Origin of the sequence: Halorientalis brevis (assembly GCF_042678165.1) — an archaeon.
Taxonomy (GTDB): Archaea; Halobacteriota; Halobacteria; order Halobacteriales; family Haloarculaceae; genus Halorientalis; species Halorientalis brevis.
The window spans coordinates 306,606-321,721 of record NZ_JBHUDJ010000014.1; the positions used below are offsets into that span (position 1 = coordinate 306,606).

Sequence of the window (15,116 nt, forward strand, 5' to 3'; positions counted from 1 at the left end):
TAACGTGGAGAATTAGGCAACGCAATCCAGTATTGTGCAAAAATTCCAAAATGGCGAACGTCCACCGAGAGCCCGGTTAGTTCCGTTCGACGATGCTGGTCCGCTGGGTGACGGGGTCGAGGTAGACGACGAGCGAACCGTCTTCAGTGTCGGCGTCGATGACCCAGACGCTCACCTGATGATCGACGCCGGTGATCGTGGCGTCGTAGTTCTCGCCTTCGATGGCCTCCTGGGCCAGTTTCCGCGCGTGCTCGTCGTCCTCGACGGTGACGTCGTCCTCGGGGAGGCGGATCGTCATCACCGGGCAGTTAGCGTGGCGGACCAGACGCTCGGCGACGCTGCCGATGAGTTGGCGCTTGACGCCCGACCGGCCGTGGGTCCCGGCGACGATCGCGTCGGCGTCGATCTCGTCGGCGTACTCCAGGATCTGATCCGCCGGGTCGCCCTGGACGACGTCCGTCTCGGCGTCGACGCCGTGGATCTCCGCCATCGTCTCGACGCGTTCGACCGCCCGCTGGCCCTGCTGTTCGAGTTCCTCTGCCGTCTCCTGGATGTCCGAGAGCATCGACCCGACGTCCGTGTCGACGACGTTGAGGACGTGCAGGGTGCTGCCGTACTGCTCTGCGAGGTCGATCGCCTGCATCGCGACGTGTGCGGTACCAGTGCTGCCGTCGGTCGGAATCAGGATTCGCTCGTACATGGTCGGAGAGTGAAGTCGCTCATACAAAAAGGGGTTTATTCTCTCCCAACACGTGAGAATCAAAAAGCGACGCACGGGACGGACCCGCGCGATTCGAGTCGCGATGGAGACAGCGGGTTAAACTACGTGGCGGGTGCCAGGTGAGACATGCGCAGGCGGACACAGCGGACGGCGTTCTATCTCGGGCTGGTCGCGGTCACGACGGTGGTGTTCACGGCGCTGTACAACGTCGGAATGGCGACCTGGGAAGACCAGACGCAGCCGGTGTATCGGTCACTGGAAGTCGTGATGCAGACGTTCACGACCACCGGCTACGGCGAGGACGCACCCTGGCAGAGTCTCCAGATGAACGTCCTCGTCATCGTCATGCAGTTGGCTGGCATCGGACTGATTCTCACTGCGGTCGACGTGTTCGCCGTTCCCTGGCTCCGCCGGGCGCTGACGCCGCGCTTGCCACGAGCCGCGCCGGACGTCACCGATCACGTCATCATCTGCACCTCCACGGCGCGGACCGAGGCGTTCATCGCTGAACTGGACTCACGCAGCCAGGAGTACGTGCTCGTCGAACCGGACGAGGAGACGGCACACGACCTGCGCGACCAGGACCGCAACGTCGTGTACGGCGATCCCGAATCGACGACCGTCCTCGACAGCGCCGGCATCGGTCGGGCCAAAGCGGTCGTAGCGGACGCGGCCGACGACACGACCGCCAGCATCGTCCTCTCGGCGCGGGAGGCCAACCCGGACGTCCGGGTGGTGACGCTCGTCGAGGACGGATCGCTGGCGCAGTACCACAGCGTCGCCGGCGCGGACGACGTGCTCTCGCCGCGGCAACTCCTCGGTGAGAGTCTGGCGCGACAGATCCCCACGGCCGTGACGACGGCCGTCGAGGAAGGCATCGAAATCGGAGACGACTTCGAGTTGGCCGAGTTGAGCGTCCAGCGCGGGAGCGATCTCTGCGACGAGGAGTTCGCGGACGCGCGAATCCACGAACGCTACGGGGTGAACGTCATCGGCGCCTGGTTCGGCGGGACCTTCGAGAGTCCGGTCGACCGCACGGCCGAACTCGACGCGGAGACGACGCTGCTTGTCGCCGGCAAACCCGAACGGATCGAGGAACTTCGGGAGGCCACCGCCTCGACGGTTCGCCAGTTCTCCCCACAGCAAGTCGTCATCGCCGGCTACGGGGAGTCCGGGACGGCCGCGTACGACGCGCTCTCCGAGACGAACTCGCAGCTGACCGTCCTCGACAGGGAATCGAAATCGAACGTGGACGTGATCGGGGACGCACGCGAGCCGGACGTGCTCCGGGAGGCCGGGATCGAGCACGCATCAGCGCTGCTCGTGGCGCTCGGCGACGACACCGAATCGATCTTCGCGACGCTGATTGCACGCGACCTGAACCCGGACATCGAGATCGTCGTCCGCGCCAACGAGCAAGCGGACGTCGAGAAGCTGTACCGCGCCGGGGCCGACTACGTCCAGTCGCTGGCGACCATCAGCGGCCGCATGATGGCGTCGACGATCTTCGAGGACGAGGAGGTGCTCGCCTACGACAAACAGATAGAGGTGGTCCGCTTCGCCGCCGGTGCTCTGGCCGGCCGGACGCTCCAGGAAGCCGACGTCAGGGGACAGACCGGCTGTACCGTCGTCGCAGTCGAGCGCGAAGACGACGTGATCACCGAGTTCGATCCGGCGGCGTTCACGTTCGTGGAGGGCGACGGCGTCATCGTCGCCGGCACCGACGAGCACGTCAGTCGGTTCGAGGCGGAGTTCACGTCTGGCGCCCGATAAGTCGTGGGCGCGACCCTACGACTGGTCCTTCCCGGGAACCGTCAGCACGGGAATCTCGGCCGCGTGGTTGACTCTGTCGGTGACGCTGCCGACCAGAATCCGCTCGCGCTGACTCTTGCCGTGTGTGCCCATGACGATGAGGTCGGCGTCCGCCTCGTCGGCGTAGGCCAGGATCTCGTCGTCGGGGACGCCCTCTCGCACGGTCGTGACGACGTCGAGGTCGGCGTCGGCCACCGTCCGCTCGAGGGCGTTCGTCACCTTCTCGCCTTCGTCCCCGAGCGTCTGGCGGATCTCGTCGATCGCCAGTCCCGGCGCGGACTGCGCGACGCGCATGTCGACGACGTACAGCAGATGGACGGTCGCGTCGGCCTGTTTGGCCGCGGCGATCGCGTGTTCGAGCGCGCGGTCGGCGAGGTCGCTCCCGTCGGTGGGGACCAGGATGGTGTCGTACATACTCGACTGGACGAGCGACCGACCAAAAGGTGCTGTGTCTCTTCCCGACCAGTGGGAGCCGACCGCCTCAGCTCAGCAACCGCGACAGGCATTCGGTGATGCCGCTGCTGGCGCCGAGTTTGAGATAGTAGGCGTCGCCGCCGTCTTCGTAGTAGTTCTCGATGGTGCGCTTGACCTCGAAGCCGAGATGTCTGTAGAAGCCGATGGCCGGCTCGTTGGTCGTTCGGGCGTGACACGTCACCGAGGAGTGGTTGTCCGCGACCTGAGCGATGAGTTGCTCGCCGAACCCTTCGCCGCGGTGGTCGGGGCTGACGGCGAGAAAGAGGATGTAGCCGTCCCGACGGACCGCTGCGAAGCCGACGAGGCGCTCAGGGGCCTTCGGGCCGCTCTCGACGTAACAGTAGACCGTCGAGCGGCGATAGGCGTCTTTGAAGAAGCCGCGTCGCTGACGGAGGACGCCTTCCTCCCGTCTGATCTGCTCTTTGAGGCCCCACGCCTCGTCGACGTAGTCGTCAGCACCCGACTCGACGACGCGGCTCTCGATACTGGCGCTCACTACGGCTGACTAAGCAGATACGAGACTATAATTCCACCGGCGGCGGTAAGCAACCCACGAGAAACCGGGCGGTCTGCGGCGTCCACAATCCCTTTTCGCTCCCGACCCGTCCGCACAGTTATACCGATGCAGGGAGCCACTACCAAGTCGGGTTCGAACGGGGAGGCCCTCAAGGAACGAGCGCGGAGTGCGATGGTCACAGGGCTCGCCGTGACAGTCCCGCTCATCGTGACGCTGATCGTTCTCGGGTTCGCCGTCGACTTCGTCTCGGGGACGCTCAATCCCCTGGTGGCCGTGGTCGAATCGACCCTCAGCACGTCCGGCGTGCCCGAACTCGCCGTCAAAGGCGTCGTCCTCCTGGTGCTGCTGGTCGTCATCCTGGTCGTCGGACTCGTCGCTGACCGCCAACCACAGGAAGGGTCCATCGAGGACAACTTCGACCGCATGATGGCCGGTATCCCCGGCATCGGCTCCCTCTACACGAGTTTCAACGAGATGAGTCAGCTCCTGCTGGACAGCGACACGGACAGCTTTCAGGAGGTCAAACTCGTCGAGTTTCCCAGCGAGGGGTCCTACACCGTCGCCTTCCTGACGGCGGACACGCCGGAGACGATCGAAGACGCCACTGGCCACGACGAGATGGTGACCCTGTTCCTCCCGCTCGCCCCCAATCCCGTGATGGGCGGTCACGTCATCAGCGTCGACGAGGACCGCGTCACCGACGTCGACATGACGGTCAGCGAGGGGATTCGCGCCATCGTCACCAGCGGGGTCGCCATCGAAGACAACGGCGAGGAGGTGCCGGACGAACTCGCGAGCGCAACGAACAGGAAGAACACAGAGAAGGGGACCGGCGACGAATCCCCGACAGAATGAGCTTCGATCTGCGCGAGCACACTGCCGACGTCGCCGTCGAGGCGACGGGTTCCGACCTCGACGCCGTCTTCGCCGCCGTCGGCGACGGTCTGGCCGCCGCGATGTGTGACGACGTTCCCGACACCGGAGAGCGGTTCTCGCTGACCGTCACCGCCGAGAACCGGGAGGCGCTGCTGTTCGACTACCTCGACGACCTCATCTACGAACGCGACGTCCGGAGCGTCCTGCCCGTGGCAAACGACGCGACGGTGAGCCGGGACGGCGACGAATGGGTCTGTGAGGCGACTGCCCGGGGCGTTCCGCTGTCGGAAATCGTCGCCAGGGAGATCAAAGCGGTCACGTACTCCGAGATGGACCTCTCCGAGACCGAATCGGGGTGGCGGGCGTACGTCGTCTTCGACGTCTGATCGGCCGGAGACACGTCACCGGAGCGAATGCAGTCGAAATATATTCCGCCGTCCCTGTCGCAGGTCTAGCCATGACCACCTACGATGCCGACGGAATCACCCTCGAGAAGGTACGGGACTACGTCTGGGAGATTCCCCAGGAGGGCGGGATGCGCGCCCCGGCGCGCGTACTCGCCAGCGAAGCGCTCCTCGAAGAGATCGAGGAAGACAAGACCCTCCAGCAGCTGAAAAACTCCGCACACCTGCCCGGCGTCCGTAAGCACGCCATCTGCATGCCCGACGGCCACCAGGGCTACGGCTTCCCCGTCGGTGGGGTCGCCGGCATCGACGCCGAAGACGGCTGTATCTCGCCCGGAGCTGTCGGATATGATATAAATTGTGGCGTCCGGATGATGCGGACGAATCTGACGTACAGCGACCTCCAGGGCCGGGAAGAGGAACTGGTGAACAACCTCTTCGAAAACATTCCGTCAGGTCTCGGTGGCGGCGGCGTCGTCGAGACGGGGATGGACACCGTCGAGGAGATTCTGGAGCGCGGGATGAAGTGGGCGCTCGACGCAGGCTGGGCCGTCGAAGACGACCTGGCCCACTGCGAAGACGAGGGGTACCGACCGGAGGCGAACGCCGACAAGATCTCGAAGAAAGCCAAGGACCGCGGGAAAAACCAGGTCGGCAGTCTCGGCAGCGGCAACCACTTCCTGGAAGTCCAGCGGGTCACCGACGTCTACCGCGACGACGTGGCCGACGCGTTCGGCCTCGAGGAGGACCAGATCGTCGTTCTCATCCACTGCGGCTCGCGCGGCCTGGGACACCAGGTCTGTACGGATTACCTCCGGGACATCGAGCAGGCTCACCAGGGCCTGCTGAACCAGCTCCCGGACAAGGAACTGGCCGCGGCTCCCGCCGGCTCACAGCTCGCCGAGGACTACTACGAGGCGATGTGCGCGGCGATCAACTTCGCGTGGGTCAACCGCCAGCTCATCATGCACCGAACCCGCCAGGTGTTCGAGCGCGTCTTCGACCGCTCCTGGGAGGAGATGGACATGCACCTCCTGTACGACGTGGCCCACAACATCGCGAAAAAGGAGGTTCATACCGTCGAAAACGGCGAGGAACGCGAACTGTTCGTCCACCGGAAGGGCGCGACGCGAGCGTTCCCGGCCGGCCGCGAGGAGGTCCCAGAAGCGTACAACGACGTGGGTCAGCCCATCATCATCCCGGGCAGCATGGGGGCTGGGAGCTACGTCCTTCGGGGCGGCGAGAACTCCCTGTCGGAGACGTTCGGCTCGACCGCTCACGGCGCGGGACGGCTCATGTCCCGAACGCAGGCGAAAAACGAGTTCTGGGGCGAGGACGTCCGCGACGAATTGCGCGCGCAGAACCAGATCTACGTCAAGGCCAACTCCGGCGCGACCGTCGCCGAGGAAGCGCCCGGCGTCTACAAGGACGTCGACGAGGTCGTCCGCGTCTCGGACGCGCTCGGTATCGGGGACAAGGTCGCTCGTACCTATCCGGTCTGTAACATCAAAGGCTAAATCAGACCGGCAGACCGTCCCGCAAATACTCGCGCCCTTTCGAGGACCTCACCAGTAGGTAACAGATAGATATATCAACGGGATCACTCTATCGAGGAGTAGCATGATCACGTTCAGTTCTGACAAGAACCGCGTTGAGGAACGTGATCAATCGGCATGAAATCGCATCAGACGGACACTCTCAAGAACTGGGAGACAGTCGTCACGGCGTCGCCCGATGCGATAGTCGTCGTCGATCGGTCGCTGACCGTGACACACTGGAACCCTGCTGCCGAAGAGATCTTCGGCTGGACGGCCGAGGAAGCGCTCGGTGAGCCCAACCCCGCCGTCCCGGAAGTGAAGCGGGACGCGTACGAATCGACGATCAAGGACGTACTCGGAGGGAACGAGGTCACGGGACGCGAAACGAAACGCCAGCGGAAAGACGACAGCCTGGTCGACGTCAGTATCTCTACTGCACCCGTCACTGGGCCCGACGGCGAGATCGTCGCCGCGATGGCAGTGGGAAAAGACATCTCCGAGCGCAAATCCCACGAGCGGCGGATGGAAGCGCTACAGTACGCCATCCGAGCGTTGATGACGAGTACGACTGACACGGAGATCGCCGAGCAGGTCGTGACGACCGGCGAGCAGATACTCGGCATGTCGCGAGTCGGCGTGCACTTATACGAGGCCAGTTCGCAGGCGCTCGTTCCAGTCGCCTGGAGCGGTGACATCGAGACCGACATCGGCGAACCGCCGACGCTAGGCTCCGATAGCCTCGCCTGGGACGTGTTTACTGACGACACCACACAAGAGTTCAGCGATTTGTGGGCCACCTCGGACCGCTACAATTCTGACACGCCGTTCCGGAGTGAGCTCATCGTTCCGCTGGATGGCCACGGGGTCGTCCTCGTCTCCTCGACCGAACCCGACGACTTCACCGATCGGGATCGGCTCTTGGTCGACGCCCTGTGTGCGAACGCGACGGCGGCGCTCGACCGCGTCCAGCGCGAGCGTGACCTCCGTGGATACAAAGAGGCGGTCGAGCACGCCGGTCACTCCATCGTCATCACCGACACTGACGGTCGAATCGAGTACGTCAATCCGGCGTTCGAGGAGATAACCGGCTACACCGAGACCGAGGCACTGGGAACTAATCCCCGGATTCTCAAGTCCGGAGAGCACGACGAGTCGTTCTACGAGCAGTTGTGGACGACGATCAAGAACGGCGAGATCTGGCACGCCGAGATCGTCAACGAGCGGAAAGACGGCGAGCAGTTCGTCGTCGACCAGACGATCGCGCCGATCTTCGACGAGGGCGGCGAGATCGAGCGATTCGTCGCGATCAACAGCGACGTTACCGAGCAAAAGGAGTTGGAACGGCGACTCAAAACGCAGCGGGACAATCTCGAAGTCCTCAACCAGGTGGTGCGCCACGACATCCGCAACGACCTACAGTTAGTGCTCTCGTACGTGGAACTGCTGCGGGACCTCGTCGACGACGAAGGACGGTCGCACGTCGAGACGGCGCTCGAGAGCGCACGCAACGCAGTCGGCCTGACGAAGACGGCGCGCGACCTCGCCGAGGTGATGCTCCAGGCCGAGACCGAACCCTCGCCGGTTCCGTTGCGTCCGGCGCTCGAATCCCAACTCGAGACGATCCGGTCGACGTACGACGACGTGGCGATCACCGTCGCAGACCCGATTCCAGCCGTGCGCGTCCGGGCAACGGAGATGCTCGACTCCGTGTTCCGAAACATCCTGAAAAACGCCGTCCAGCACAACGACGCTCCCACTGCCGAGATTTCCGTGCGTGTGACAGCGGACGACGACACCGTCGTCGTCCGCATCGCCGACAACGGTCCGGGCGTCCCCGACGACCGGAAAACAGAGATCTTCGGGAAGGGGAAGAAAGGATTGGAGAGCGATGGGACCGGCATCGGCCTCTATCTCGTTCACACGCTCGTCGATACCTACGGTGGGGACGTGTGGGTCGAAGACCGCACGACCCAGGAGTGCGAAACCAACCAGTCAGCGACTGCCAGCAACGCCCAGTCGAGCGACGGACCTCCCGAAGGTGCGGTGTTCGCAGTGAAGTTACAGCGAGCAGAGTGAACGATACGTGTCATCTAACCGACAGCCCCCAATGGGAGATCAATTCCGACTGCTCGCCCGCTGATTTACGTCCGACCGGGTCGAACGGAACGGTGGGGATTCAGATGTCCAAGTCTCTCAAGAAACAGTCCAACGTCGCGGTGACGTTCACGAACGGGGAGCAACTCCAGCAGGTGTCAGTGACGATCTATCCCGGGTGGGTCGAAGTGGAGCAGTCGGGAGAGACGCGATGGTACCCGCGGGAACGGATCGAGTCGATCCGCAAACGGGGCGGTGCGAACAGGTAGGCGCCCTGGGGGCTAGCCGGGCCACACCAGCGAGAGGATCGCCAGGACGACGAAGGCGACGACGAGCCACTTCGCGATGTCCATCGACAAGCCGGCGACGCCGCCGGCGCCGAGGACGCCAGCGACGAGCGCCAGGATGAAGAAACCGATGGCGAGTTCGAGCAGCGCCATGCTTATCGCACCCCGTTCTGGGGAGTCGTTTCGGGAGTGGGACGAACCCGTCTGACGAGCTGTGCGGTGGCCCTGTTGGCGGACATGACCACGTCACGCTCCGCCCCGGACGGGGGAGAGTCCACGGCCTGCATATCCAGGGTTCCGGAACGGCCCCGAGGAACCAGAGGATTGATACGCACACAGCAAAGCGACTCTCCAAGCATGTCGGGTGGTGTATGAGTTCCGTCGAACTGGTCGCAGCGGGCGTCACTCTGGTCGTGACAGTCGCTCTCGGGACCGTCGTTCACGAGGGGTCACACGCGCTCGCGCTCCGGGCGTTCGGCGTCCCGTACGAACTCTCCTGGTTGCCGGCAACTGCCGACGGCGAGACCTATCACGGACTGTTCGGGGCGCTGGCGTCCGTCAGGCCGCTGGGAGTCCGTCAGGGCAGTGCGCCGTGGTCGCTACGTATCGCCGCGATGATGCCGCTTTGCATGTCCGTTCCCGTCGTCCTCATGCTCGCCGGAGTGCTTCCGGACCCCGTTGCGAGCGGGAATCTCGTCGGGACCGCAGCCGTGATCGGGTGGCTCGCCTGTGCCCTTCCGAGTCCCCAGGACTTCTCGATACTCTGGTACGCAGACCGTGCGATCCGAGCCCAGGGTGACTCACTCCCGAGCTGACCGGATCGGGCAGGGAACCCGGGCCCGTCACGGCTATGGACTGACACGTAGCCCGCTCGAAATAACGCCTTTAGACCTCTGTGTGGAGGCACGAACGCAATGAGAGTCGTCCTGAACGACGGTACACAGATCGACATCGGCGGACTGAAAGTGGTAGACAGCGGCGTCGTCCTCTTCGAGGATCAGGAGCGCGAGAAAACCATCGGATACCTCCCACACAACCAGTTCCAGTACGTCCTCACGGAGGAGCTCATCGGCCAGATCGAACAGTCTCGGCAGCGGGCCATGCAGCGACAGTCCACCCAGGGAGTCCAACAGCAGCCGATGGGGACGCGACAGACAGTCCCGCCACAGCAGCGAGGCCAGGGTCAACAGCAACCGGGGCAGGCGAGACAGCCACACCAGGAAGCAAATCGAGTGGGCCAGCAAGAGCAGGAACAACGGACTCAGCAACAGAGTCCCCGGGACCAGTAACCGCCCCGGCTGCTGAGCGATCGACGGTCAGCCAACCGTATCGCCCGATCCGCAATCCGCTCCGCCGGTGGCGGCGTCAGGGGCTGAAATCGAACCGCGGGCGATCGACGTCCGGCGTCCGGTGATCGACGGGGGTTCCGTCCTCGTACTTCAGAAAACTCAGATAGAACGTTCGGCCACAGCCGTCGCGCTCCGGGTCCGGATCGTTCGCGCCGCCCGCTCCCACTGCCTGCCCCGAACCGGCGTTGCCGAGACAGACGAACTCGATGCCGTCGGCCGCTTCCACGTCGCCGGTCGTGGGCGCGTACTCCCAGCCAGCCAGGGGTTCGCGGGTCACGCACTTGTCGTCGAGATAGCCCTCGCGCTCGACGCCGGTGACGGCCCCGCAGTACGGGCAGTGATACGTCACTTCGACCATGCGAACCGTAGGGATGCGAGCGGCTTCAGTGCACCGTGGGAGACTGTGGCATCCCAGGACCCGGCAACGCCCGCCGGAAGCCGTCTGTGCGTCCAGAAGGTACTTCCCGTGAGGCACCGACCGTGGGGGTATGATAGACGAGACGGTCGAGGAGATCGAGCAGATGCAGACCCACTCCTCGTCGGTCGTGGCCGTCAAAGCCGCCGACGCGCTCCGGCAGTTCACCGACGGCGACTACCCGACAGTCGAGGAGTTCCAGCGGACGCTAGAGCGCAACGCCAGCGCTCTCCGACGGGCGAACCCGTCCCACGCCTCACTCCAGAACGCCATGCTGGAGATCGTCGACACCGTGGACGAGGCCGACGTCGACTCCGTCGACGCAGCACAGGACGTCCTGGCCGACACCATCGCGGAGGTCGTCGACACCATCGAGCGCGGGAAGAGCCGGGCAGCCGAACACGGCGCGGAACTGTTCGAGGACGGGATGACGGTGCTGACCCACGATTACTCCTCGACAGTGCTGGAGGCGCTGGAACGGGCTGCCCAGTCGGGAACGCATCTGGACGTGTACGTCACCGAGGCGCGGCCGCGATATCTCGGCCGGAAGACGGCCCGCGTGCTGTCTGGCATCGATCGGATCGACGCACACCTCCTGGTCGACAGCGCCGCAGGTCACTTCCTCCCGGAGTGTGACCGCGTCGTCACCGGCATGAGTTGCATCGTCGAGGACACGCTGTACAACCGGATCGGCACCTACCCGATCGCAGCGACGGCCGACGACGTCGGCGTCCCGATGACGGTCATCGGCTCGGGCGCGAAAATCATCGAGGGCGGGTTCGCTTTCGAGAACGAGATTCGCTCGCCGAGCGAAGTGATGCGCGAACCCGCAGAGGGATTCGCCGTCGAGAACCCGGCCTACGACGCGACGCCGACGCGACTACTCGACTCGGTCGTCACCGACGAAGGCAAGCAACAGTACTGACGGGTGACTCCAGTCAGTTCGCGCGGCGGAGACTGTCCGCGTTCGGCGGCAATTTGACCCAGAACCGGAGCGTCGACGCCCAGAGCCGTCGCCAGGGGTCGAACTGCTCGTCCCGACCCGGATCGTCGTAGTCGAGCGGTGCCTCCCTGTCCTCGGGGAGTGGCCGACCAGTCACCACGGCGTCACACTGCGGACAGACGAGTTCTCTGACGCGATCGGTACGGTCGTCGCGCTCCTCCCAGTTCCCGTCGACGAGGTCCTCGTACTCGCAGTCCGGGCAGAACAGGACCGCCTTACGCGTTCTCGGGGGCGGTGCATGCTCGTCCCTCGTTCGCGGGGACCGGACCTGGCGGCCATCGGGGGAAGTCATCGTTCGAAGGGAGGAACCCGAGCGCAAAAGACCTGTCGGCGTTTTGCTTAAATTGTATACATATCGGAGGGTATACACCCCATAGCCGCAGTATAATCGCAGTACGTGACCACATACACAAACATTCTCACGCAGAGATCGGCGTTTGTAAACTATTTGTCCTGCCTGATATCCCGGGGAGTATTTACGAGCGGAGTTCCGTTGGTAAGCGATACTTACCGCCAGGTAGGTGGTGATGGTCAGGGTGAAGCGGTGGTTGCACAACCTATTTAGACGTGCCTCGAGTGAACCTGTTAAGTGATGACGGAGCCGCAGGTCAGCGAAGTTGCACCGCTCCCGTTGCAGGCGGGGAACGTCCCGTCCAGCGACGCGAGCGATACGCTCTCGAATTTCCAGTGGCTCCCGTTCCAGTTGCCGGGGTGGGCCGCCGACCTGATCGCGACCGTGCTGGTGCTGGTGATCGCGTGGGCAGTCTCGCGGTTCATCATCAAACTGGTCGGCAGGCGCGTCGCCCGGCGGTTCAGGCGGCCGAGTATCACTCGGACCGTGCTGCGCGGAATCCGCGGCTCGGTGTTCCTCTTCGCGCTGTTGACGATCATGCGCATTTACGGGCTCAACCTCGGCAATATCGCCCTCTCCGTCACGGTGTTCACGGCTGTGCTCGGTGTCGTGCTCGCACCCATCGTCGGCAGCATCATCAGCGGCGTGTTCCTGCTGGCAGACCAGCCCTACGAGATCGGCGACATGGTCGAGATCACCGATACAGGTCAGCGAGGCTTCGTGGACGACATCACGCTGCGCTACACGAAGATATTCACCCTCCAGAACACGTTCCTGGTCATCCCGAACGGCGAAATCAGGTCCCGAGACGTCGTCAACTACTCGGCAGAGGACGCCCGAATGCGGCTCGAACTCGAGATGGGCGTCACGTACGAGGGCGACCTCGCCGAAGCCCGGACGCTCATGGAGAAGGCCGCGCGCGACGTGGACGGCGTCATCGAAGGCGGCCCGGACATCCGGATCGGCAGCGCGCGGTATCCGGCCGCGCCGAAGTGTTACATCGATACGTTCGGCGACCACGGCGTCCACCTTCGCTTAATGTACTGGGTGACGGACCCGTACAAACTGCCCGCGATCAAGTCAGCGGTGCAGACGAACGTCTGGGAACGACTGGACGACGCGGACGTCGAGATCCCGTATCCGCACCAGCACCACGTCTTCGACGAAACCAGCGGTCACATGGGCGTCAGGATGGACGGGACGGGCGACGAAACCGCCACCGTTCCGACGGACCGGTTGGGAACGAACGGCGGGCAGAAAGGAGACGGACAGTGATCCGACGTAGCGAGTCGGTCACGACACCGACGCCGTGATGATCTGGGCGTCGATCTCGTTCTGCAGGAACTGCTCGATGTCGGGGTCGTCGACGAGACGACGGATCATCCGGCGCCAGCGACTCGCCTGCTTCTCGCCGATGACGACGATGTCGGCCTGCTGCTGGGCGACCTCTTCGAGGATCGTCTCCTCGACGAGCAGCCCCGACCTGACGACGTATCGGGCGTGAGGAATGTGGCCGAACTCCGATTCGACGGCGCGTTTCAGCTCCGTCCGAGAGACGCGTTGACTGCTGTGAAAGAGATTCACGTGCAGTACCGTCAGATCGGCAGCGTGCTCGTCGGCGACGTCGAGCGCCCGCGAGAGCGTGGCTTTCGAGTGGGGAGAGAGCGGGTACCGCACTGGCACGACGACCTGTGTCATCGGTCGTGGTGACGCTGCCGGGGCGTGTCAAGTTTTTCCCTTCAGGTAGCGGCTTGCGGTCGATTTCCACAGTTCGACAGCCCAACAGATCGGCTCAATCGATCGGTTCGCCGACTCGCTGGTCGGACGTCTCGTGGGCAGCACGGACGATCCGGCCTTCGATCTCCGGGTCGATTCCTCGTTGACGGGCGTACGCCGCCAGGATCTCGTACTGTGTGTCCAGCGACTCGACCCGGTGGTGCCCGTCGAGCACCGGAAACTCGTGGTCCGTGTGGAACAGGTAGTCCGAGGTCGCGAGGGTGTAGGTCTCGTCGTCGGCGATCGGTCCGCCGTCGATCGTGGCCGTGATCTGGCCGCTGTCGTCTTCGCGGATCGAGAGGCCGCTCACGTGCGCGTGCCAGCGATCCGGCAAGGCCGAGAACTGCCAGCCGTCCGCCTGTCGGCAGAGTTGCCGCAGTTCCGACCCAGTCAGTTCGGCGACGGTCACCGGTTCGTCGAACGGGACGACGCTGACCAGGTCCGCGACGGTCACCTCTCCGAGCAGCGGGTCTCCCTCCCGGATGCCACCGGAGTTCTGGAGCCCCACGTCCGCGTCGGCGGCCCAGCGATAGGCGTCCGCGATGAAGTTACCGATGCGACACTCGCCGCGACCTTTCCGGTCGCGGTCGCGGATCAACGGGTCCGAAACGTGGCCGACGACCTCGTCGAGGCCCGTCGCGTCGCGCCGCGCTGCGAGCGCCGTCCTGACGGACTGGTCCACTGGACCGTCCTGGACGGCGTGGCGGTCCACGGTGCCGGCCTCGAGGTCGATCTCCAGCAGGGTGTGCCCGTTGGCGCCGGGGCGGGTGAGGATCGTGTCGTCGACGCGCTCGACGCGTTCGGAGTGAACGTGCCCGCCGAGGATCGCGTCCACGTCGGTCTCGCGCGCCAGTTCGTCGTCGTCACCGCCGAGGTGCGAGAGGACGACGACGGCGTCGACCCCCTGCGCGCGGAGCGACTCCGCTTCGCGCGAGACTGCTGCGACAGGGTCGGTGAAGGTCAGGTCGGTCGCTCCCGGACACATCGACGCCGTCTTCGGTTCCGTGACGCCGACCAGTCCCACCGCAGCCCCGTCGGCGTTCACGACGGTAGAGGGGACCACGCCGACGGATTCGCCGAAGGTGTCGCCGTCCAGTTCGACGTTGGCGCTCACCCACGTCTGTGGGGAGTCCGCGACGATCTCGCGGATGGCGTCGAGCCCGTAGTCGAAGTCGTGGTTGCCGAAGGTGTCGGCCGCAGGGTCGACGGCTTCGAAGAAATCCAGCGCCTGTCGCCCCTCTTCGACCATAGAGAGGACGCCGGGCGCCGTGTTGTCGCCGGTGCCGACGACCACCGTGTCGGGGGAGCGCCGGTCGGCGACGAGACCGGCCAGACGCCCGAGTCGCGTCGGGTCGTCGTAGCCGTTTTCGAGATCAGAGTAGTGGAGGAGACGGGCAGGCATGACAGGTCACTACGAGTTCGGCAGTCAAATCCCCTTCGGACGCTCGTGGCTGTGAATACCACGCACAGGCCCCGACGTGGACAGCCAAGGCTTTAG

At 64.5% G+C, this 15,116-nt stretch carries 18 protein-coding genes; 10 read left to right on the forward strand and 8 right to left on the reverse strand.

Annotation, left to right across the window (positions count from 1 at the left end):
• Positions 1–76 precede the first annotated feature (76 nt).
• Positions 77–700 (reverse strand): universal stress protein, encoded by a 624-nt coding sequence (locus ACFR9U_RS18050; RefSeq protein WP_247378535.1) that lies wholly within the window; start codon positions 698–700, stop codon positions 77–79.
• Positions 701–847: 147 nt separating this feature from the next.
• On the opposite strand from ACFR9U_RS18050, the gene ACFR9U_RS18055 reads away from it, so the two are divergent.
• Entirely contained in the window at positions 848–2,494 is a 1,647-nt protein-coding gene (locus tag ACFR9U_RS18055; RefSeq protein ID WP_247378536.1) for a potassium channel family protein, read from the forward strand.
• Positions 2,495–2,509: 15 nt separating this feature from the next.
• Here the strand turns inward: ACFR9U_RS18055 and ACFR9U_RS18060 are convergent, their stop codons facing one another.
• Complete coding sequence (locus ACFR9U_RS18060) at positions 2,510–2,947, reverse strand: universal stress protein (protein WP_247378537.1); 438 nt, start codon at positions 2,945–2,947, stop codon at positions 2,510–2,512.
• A gap of 67 nt (positions 2,948–3,014) precedes the next feature.
• Positions 3,015–3,503, reverse strand: coding sequence for a GNAT family N-acetyltransferase (locus ACFR9U_RS18065; protein WP_247378538.1), 489 nt, complete (start codon positions 3,501–3,503; stop codon positions 3,015–3,017).
• Between the two features lie 126 nt (positions 3,504–3,629).
• Between ACFR9U_RS18065 and ACFR9U_RS18070 the strand changes: the two genes are divergently transcribed.
• The 5 genes from ACFR9U_RS18070 to ACFR9U_RS18090 all read left to right on the forward strand — a co-directional run bounded on the left by ACFR9U_RS18070 (position 3,630) and on the right by ACFR9U_RS18090 (position 8,705).
• Positions 3,630–4,379 carry a DUF502 domain-containing protein gene (locus ACFR9U_RS18070; protein ID WP_247378539.1) on the forward strand — a complete coding sequence of 250 codons (750 nt, stop codon included), beginning with the start codon at positions 3,630–3,632 and terminating at the stop codon, positions 4,377–4,379.
• Positions 4,376–4,786 (forward strand): archease, encoded by a 411-nt coding sequence (locus tag ACFR9U_RS18075; RefSeq protein WP_247378540.1) that lies wholly within the window; start codon positions 4,376–4,378, stop codon positions 4,784–4,786. The genes ACFR9U_RS18070 and ACFR9U_RS18075 overlap by 4 nt, the downstream gene beginning before the upstream one ends.
• Before the next feature lie 71 nt (positions 4,787–4,857).
• Positions 4,858–6,321: an RtcB family protein gene (locus ACFR9U_RS18080; RefSeq protein WP_247378541.1), complete on the forward strand. Its 1,464-nt coding sequence runs from the start codon at positions 4,858–4,860 to the stop codon at positions 6,319–6,321.
• A gap of 156 nt (positions 6,322–6,477) precedes the next feature.
• Positions 6,478–8,418, forward strand: a complete 1,941-nt coding sequence (locus tag ACFR9U_RS18085; RefSeq protein WP_247378542.1) for a PAS domain S-box protein — start codon at positions 6,478–6,480, stop codon at positions 8,416–8,418.
• A gap of 104 nt (positions 8,419–8,522) precedes the next feature.
• Entirely contained in the window at positions 8,523–8,705 is a 183-nt protein-coding gene (locus ACFR9U_RS18090) for a hypothetical protein (RefSeq protein WP_247378543.1), read from the forward strand.
• Between the two features lie 12 nt (positions 8,706–8,717).
• Here ACFR9U_RS18090 and ACFR9U_RS18095 read toward each other — a convergent pair whose 3' ends face one another.
• Complete coding sequence (locus ACFR9U_RS18095; protein ID WP_345893379.1) at positions 8,718–8,870, reverse strand: DUF1328 family protein; 153 nt, start codon at positions 8,868–8,870, stop codon at positions 8,718–8,720.
• Positions 8,871–9,094: 224 nt separating this feature from the next.
• Here ACFR9U_RS18095 and ACFR9U_RS18100 point away from each other — a divergent pair, with 224 nt between their 5' ends.
• Positions 9,095–9,538: a hypothetical protein gene (locus ACFR9U_RS18100; protein ID WP_247378545.1), complete on the forward strand. Its 444-nt coding sequence runs from the start codon at positions 9,095–9,097 to the stop codon at positions 9,536–9,538.
• A 99-nt stretch (positions 9,539–9,637) separates the two neighbouring features.
• Positions 9,638–10,012, forward strand: a complete 375-nt coding sequence (locus ACFR9U_RS18105) for a hypothetical protein (RefSeq protein ID WP_247378546.1) — start codon at positions 9,638–9,640, stop codon at positions 10,010–10,012.
• A 76-nt stretch (positions 10,013–10,088) separates the two neighbouring features.
• Here the strand turns inward: ACFR9U_RS18105 and ACFR9U_RS18110 are convergent, their stop codons facing one another.
• On the reverse strand, positions 10,089–10,430 hold the full coding sequence (locus tag ACFR9U_RS18110) for a hypothetical protein (RefSeq protein ID WP_247378547.1): 342 nt from the start codon (positions 10,428–10,430) through the stop codon (positions 10,089–10,091).
• Between the two features lie 130 nt (positions 10,431–10,560).
• Here ACFR9U_RS18110 and ACFR9U_RS18115 point away from each other — a divergent pair, with 130 nt between their 5' ends.
• Positions 10,561–11,412 (forward strand): eIF2B alpha/beta/delta subunit family protein, encoded by an 852-nt coding sequence (locus ACFR9U_RS18115; protein ID WP_247378548.1) that lies wholly within the window; start codon positions 10,561–10,563, stop codon positions 11,410–11,412.
• Positions 11,413–11,425: 13 nt separating this feature from the next.
• Here ACFR9U_RS18115 and ACFR9U_RS18120 read toward each other — a convergent pair whose 3' ends face one another.
• A complete protein-coding gene (locus ACFR9U_RS18120) occupies positions 11,426–11,782 on the reverse strand; it encodes a DUF8106 domain-containing protein (RefSeq protein WP_247378549.1) in 357 nt (118 codons plus the stop codon).
• A 300-nt stretch (positions 11,783–12,082) separates the two neighbouring features.
• On the opposite strand from ACFR9U_RS18120, the gene ACFR9U_RS18125 reads away from it, so the two are divergent.
• A complete protein-coding gene (locus ACFR9U_RS18125; RefSeq protein ID WP_247378550.1) occupies positions 12,083–13,117 on the forward strand; it encodes a mechanosensitive ion channel family protein in 1,035 nt (344 codons plus the stop codon).
• Positions 13,118–13,135: 18 nt separating this feature from the next.
• On the opposite strand, the gene ACFR9U_RS18130 is transcribed toward ACFR9U_RS18125, so the two are convergent.
• Both ACFR9U_RS18130 and ACFR9U_RS18135 read right to left on the reverse strand, forming a co-directional pair.
• Positions 13,136–13,540, reverse strand: coding sequence for a universal stress protein (locus ACFR9U_RS18130; protein ID WP_247378551.1), 405 nt, complete (start codon positions 13,538–13,540; stop codon positions 13,136–13,138).
• A 94-nt stretch (positions 13,541–13,634) separates the two neighbouring features.
• The gene (locus ACFR9U_RS18135) at positions 13,635–15,020 is read right to left on the reverse strand and encodes a bifunctional metallophosphatase/5'-nucleotidase (RefSeq protein WP_247378552.1); all 1,386 of its coding nucleotides are present in this window, start codon (positions 15,018–15,020) and stop codon (positions 13,635–13,637) included.
• Positions 15,021–15,116 lie beyond the last annotated feature (96 nt).

Bases quoted from the DNA above. Each gene is read 5' to 3' on its own strand.
- ACFR9U_RS18110 (WP_247378547.1), bottom strand. From the start codon at position 10,430: ATGGTCGAAGTGACGTATCACTGCCCGTACTGCGGGGCCGTCACCGGC.
- ACFR9U_RS18085 (WP_247378542.1), top strand. From the start codon at position 6,478: ATGAAATCGCATCAGACGGACACTCTCAAGAACTGGGAGACAGTCGTC.
- ACFR9U_RS18055 (WP_247378536.1), top strand. From the start codon at position 848: ATGCGCAGGCGGACACAGCGGACGGCGTTCTATCTCGGGCTGGTCGCG.
- ACFR9U_RS18115 (WP_247378548.1), top strand. From the start codon at position 10,561: ATGATAGACGAGACGGTCGAGGAGATCGAGCAGATGCAGACCCACTCC.
- ACFR9U_RS18075 (WP_247378540.1), top strand. From the start codon at position 4,376: ATGAGCTTCGATCTGCGCGAGCACACTGCCGACGTCGCCGTCGAGGCG.
- ACFR9U_RS18120 (WP_247378549.1), bottom strand. From the start codon at position 11,782: ATGACTTCCCCCGATGGCCGCCAGGTCCGGTCCCCGCGAACGAGGGAC.
- ACFR9U_RS18090 (WP_247378543.1), top strand. From the start codon at position 8,523: ATGTCCAAGTCTCTCAAGAAACAGTCCAACGTCGCGGTGACGTTCACG.
- ACFR9U_RS18060 (WP_247378537.1), bottom strand. From the start codon at position 2,947: ATGTACGACACCATCCTGGTCCCCACCGACGGGAGCGACCTCGCCGAC.
- ACFR9U_RS18080 (WP_247378541.1), top strand. From the start codon at position 4,858: ATGACCACCTACGATGCCGACGGAATCACCCTCGAGAAGGTACGGGAC.
- ACFR9U_RS18130 (WP_247378551.1), bottom strand. From the start codon at position 13,540: ATGACACAGGTCGTCGTGCCAGTGCGGTACCCGCTCTCTCCCCACTCG.
- ACFR9U_RS18105 (WP_247378546.1), top strand. From the start codon at position 9,638: ATGAGAGTCGTCCTGAACGACGGTACACAGATCGACATCGGCGGACTG.
- ACFR9U_RS18125 (WP_247378550.1), top strand. From the start codon at position 12,083: ATGACGGAGCCGCAGGTCAGCGAAGTTGCACCGCTCCCGTTGCAGGCG.
- ACFR9U_RS18100 (WP_247378545.1), top strand. From the start codon at position 9,095: ATGAGTTCCGTCGAACTGGTCGCAGCGGGCGTCACTCTGGTCGTGACA.
- ACFR9U_RS18070 (WP_247378539.1), top strand. From the start codon at position 3,630: ATGCAGGGAGCCACTACCAAGTCGGGTTCGAACGGGGAGGCCCTCAAG.
- ACFR9U_RS18050 (WP_247378535.1), bottom strand. From the start codon at position 700: ATGTACGAGCGAATCCTGATTCCGACCGACGGCAGCACTGGTACCGCA.
- ACFR9U_RS18135 (WP_247378552.1), bottom strand. From the start codon at position 15,020: ATGCCTGCCCGTCTCCTCCACTACTCTGATCTCGAAAACGGCTACGAC.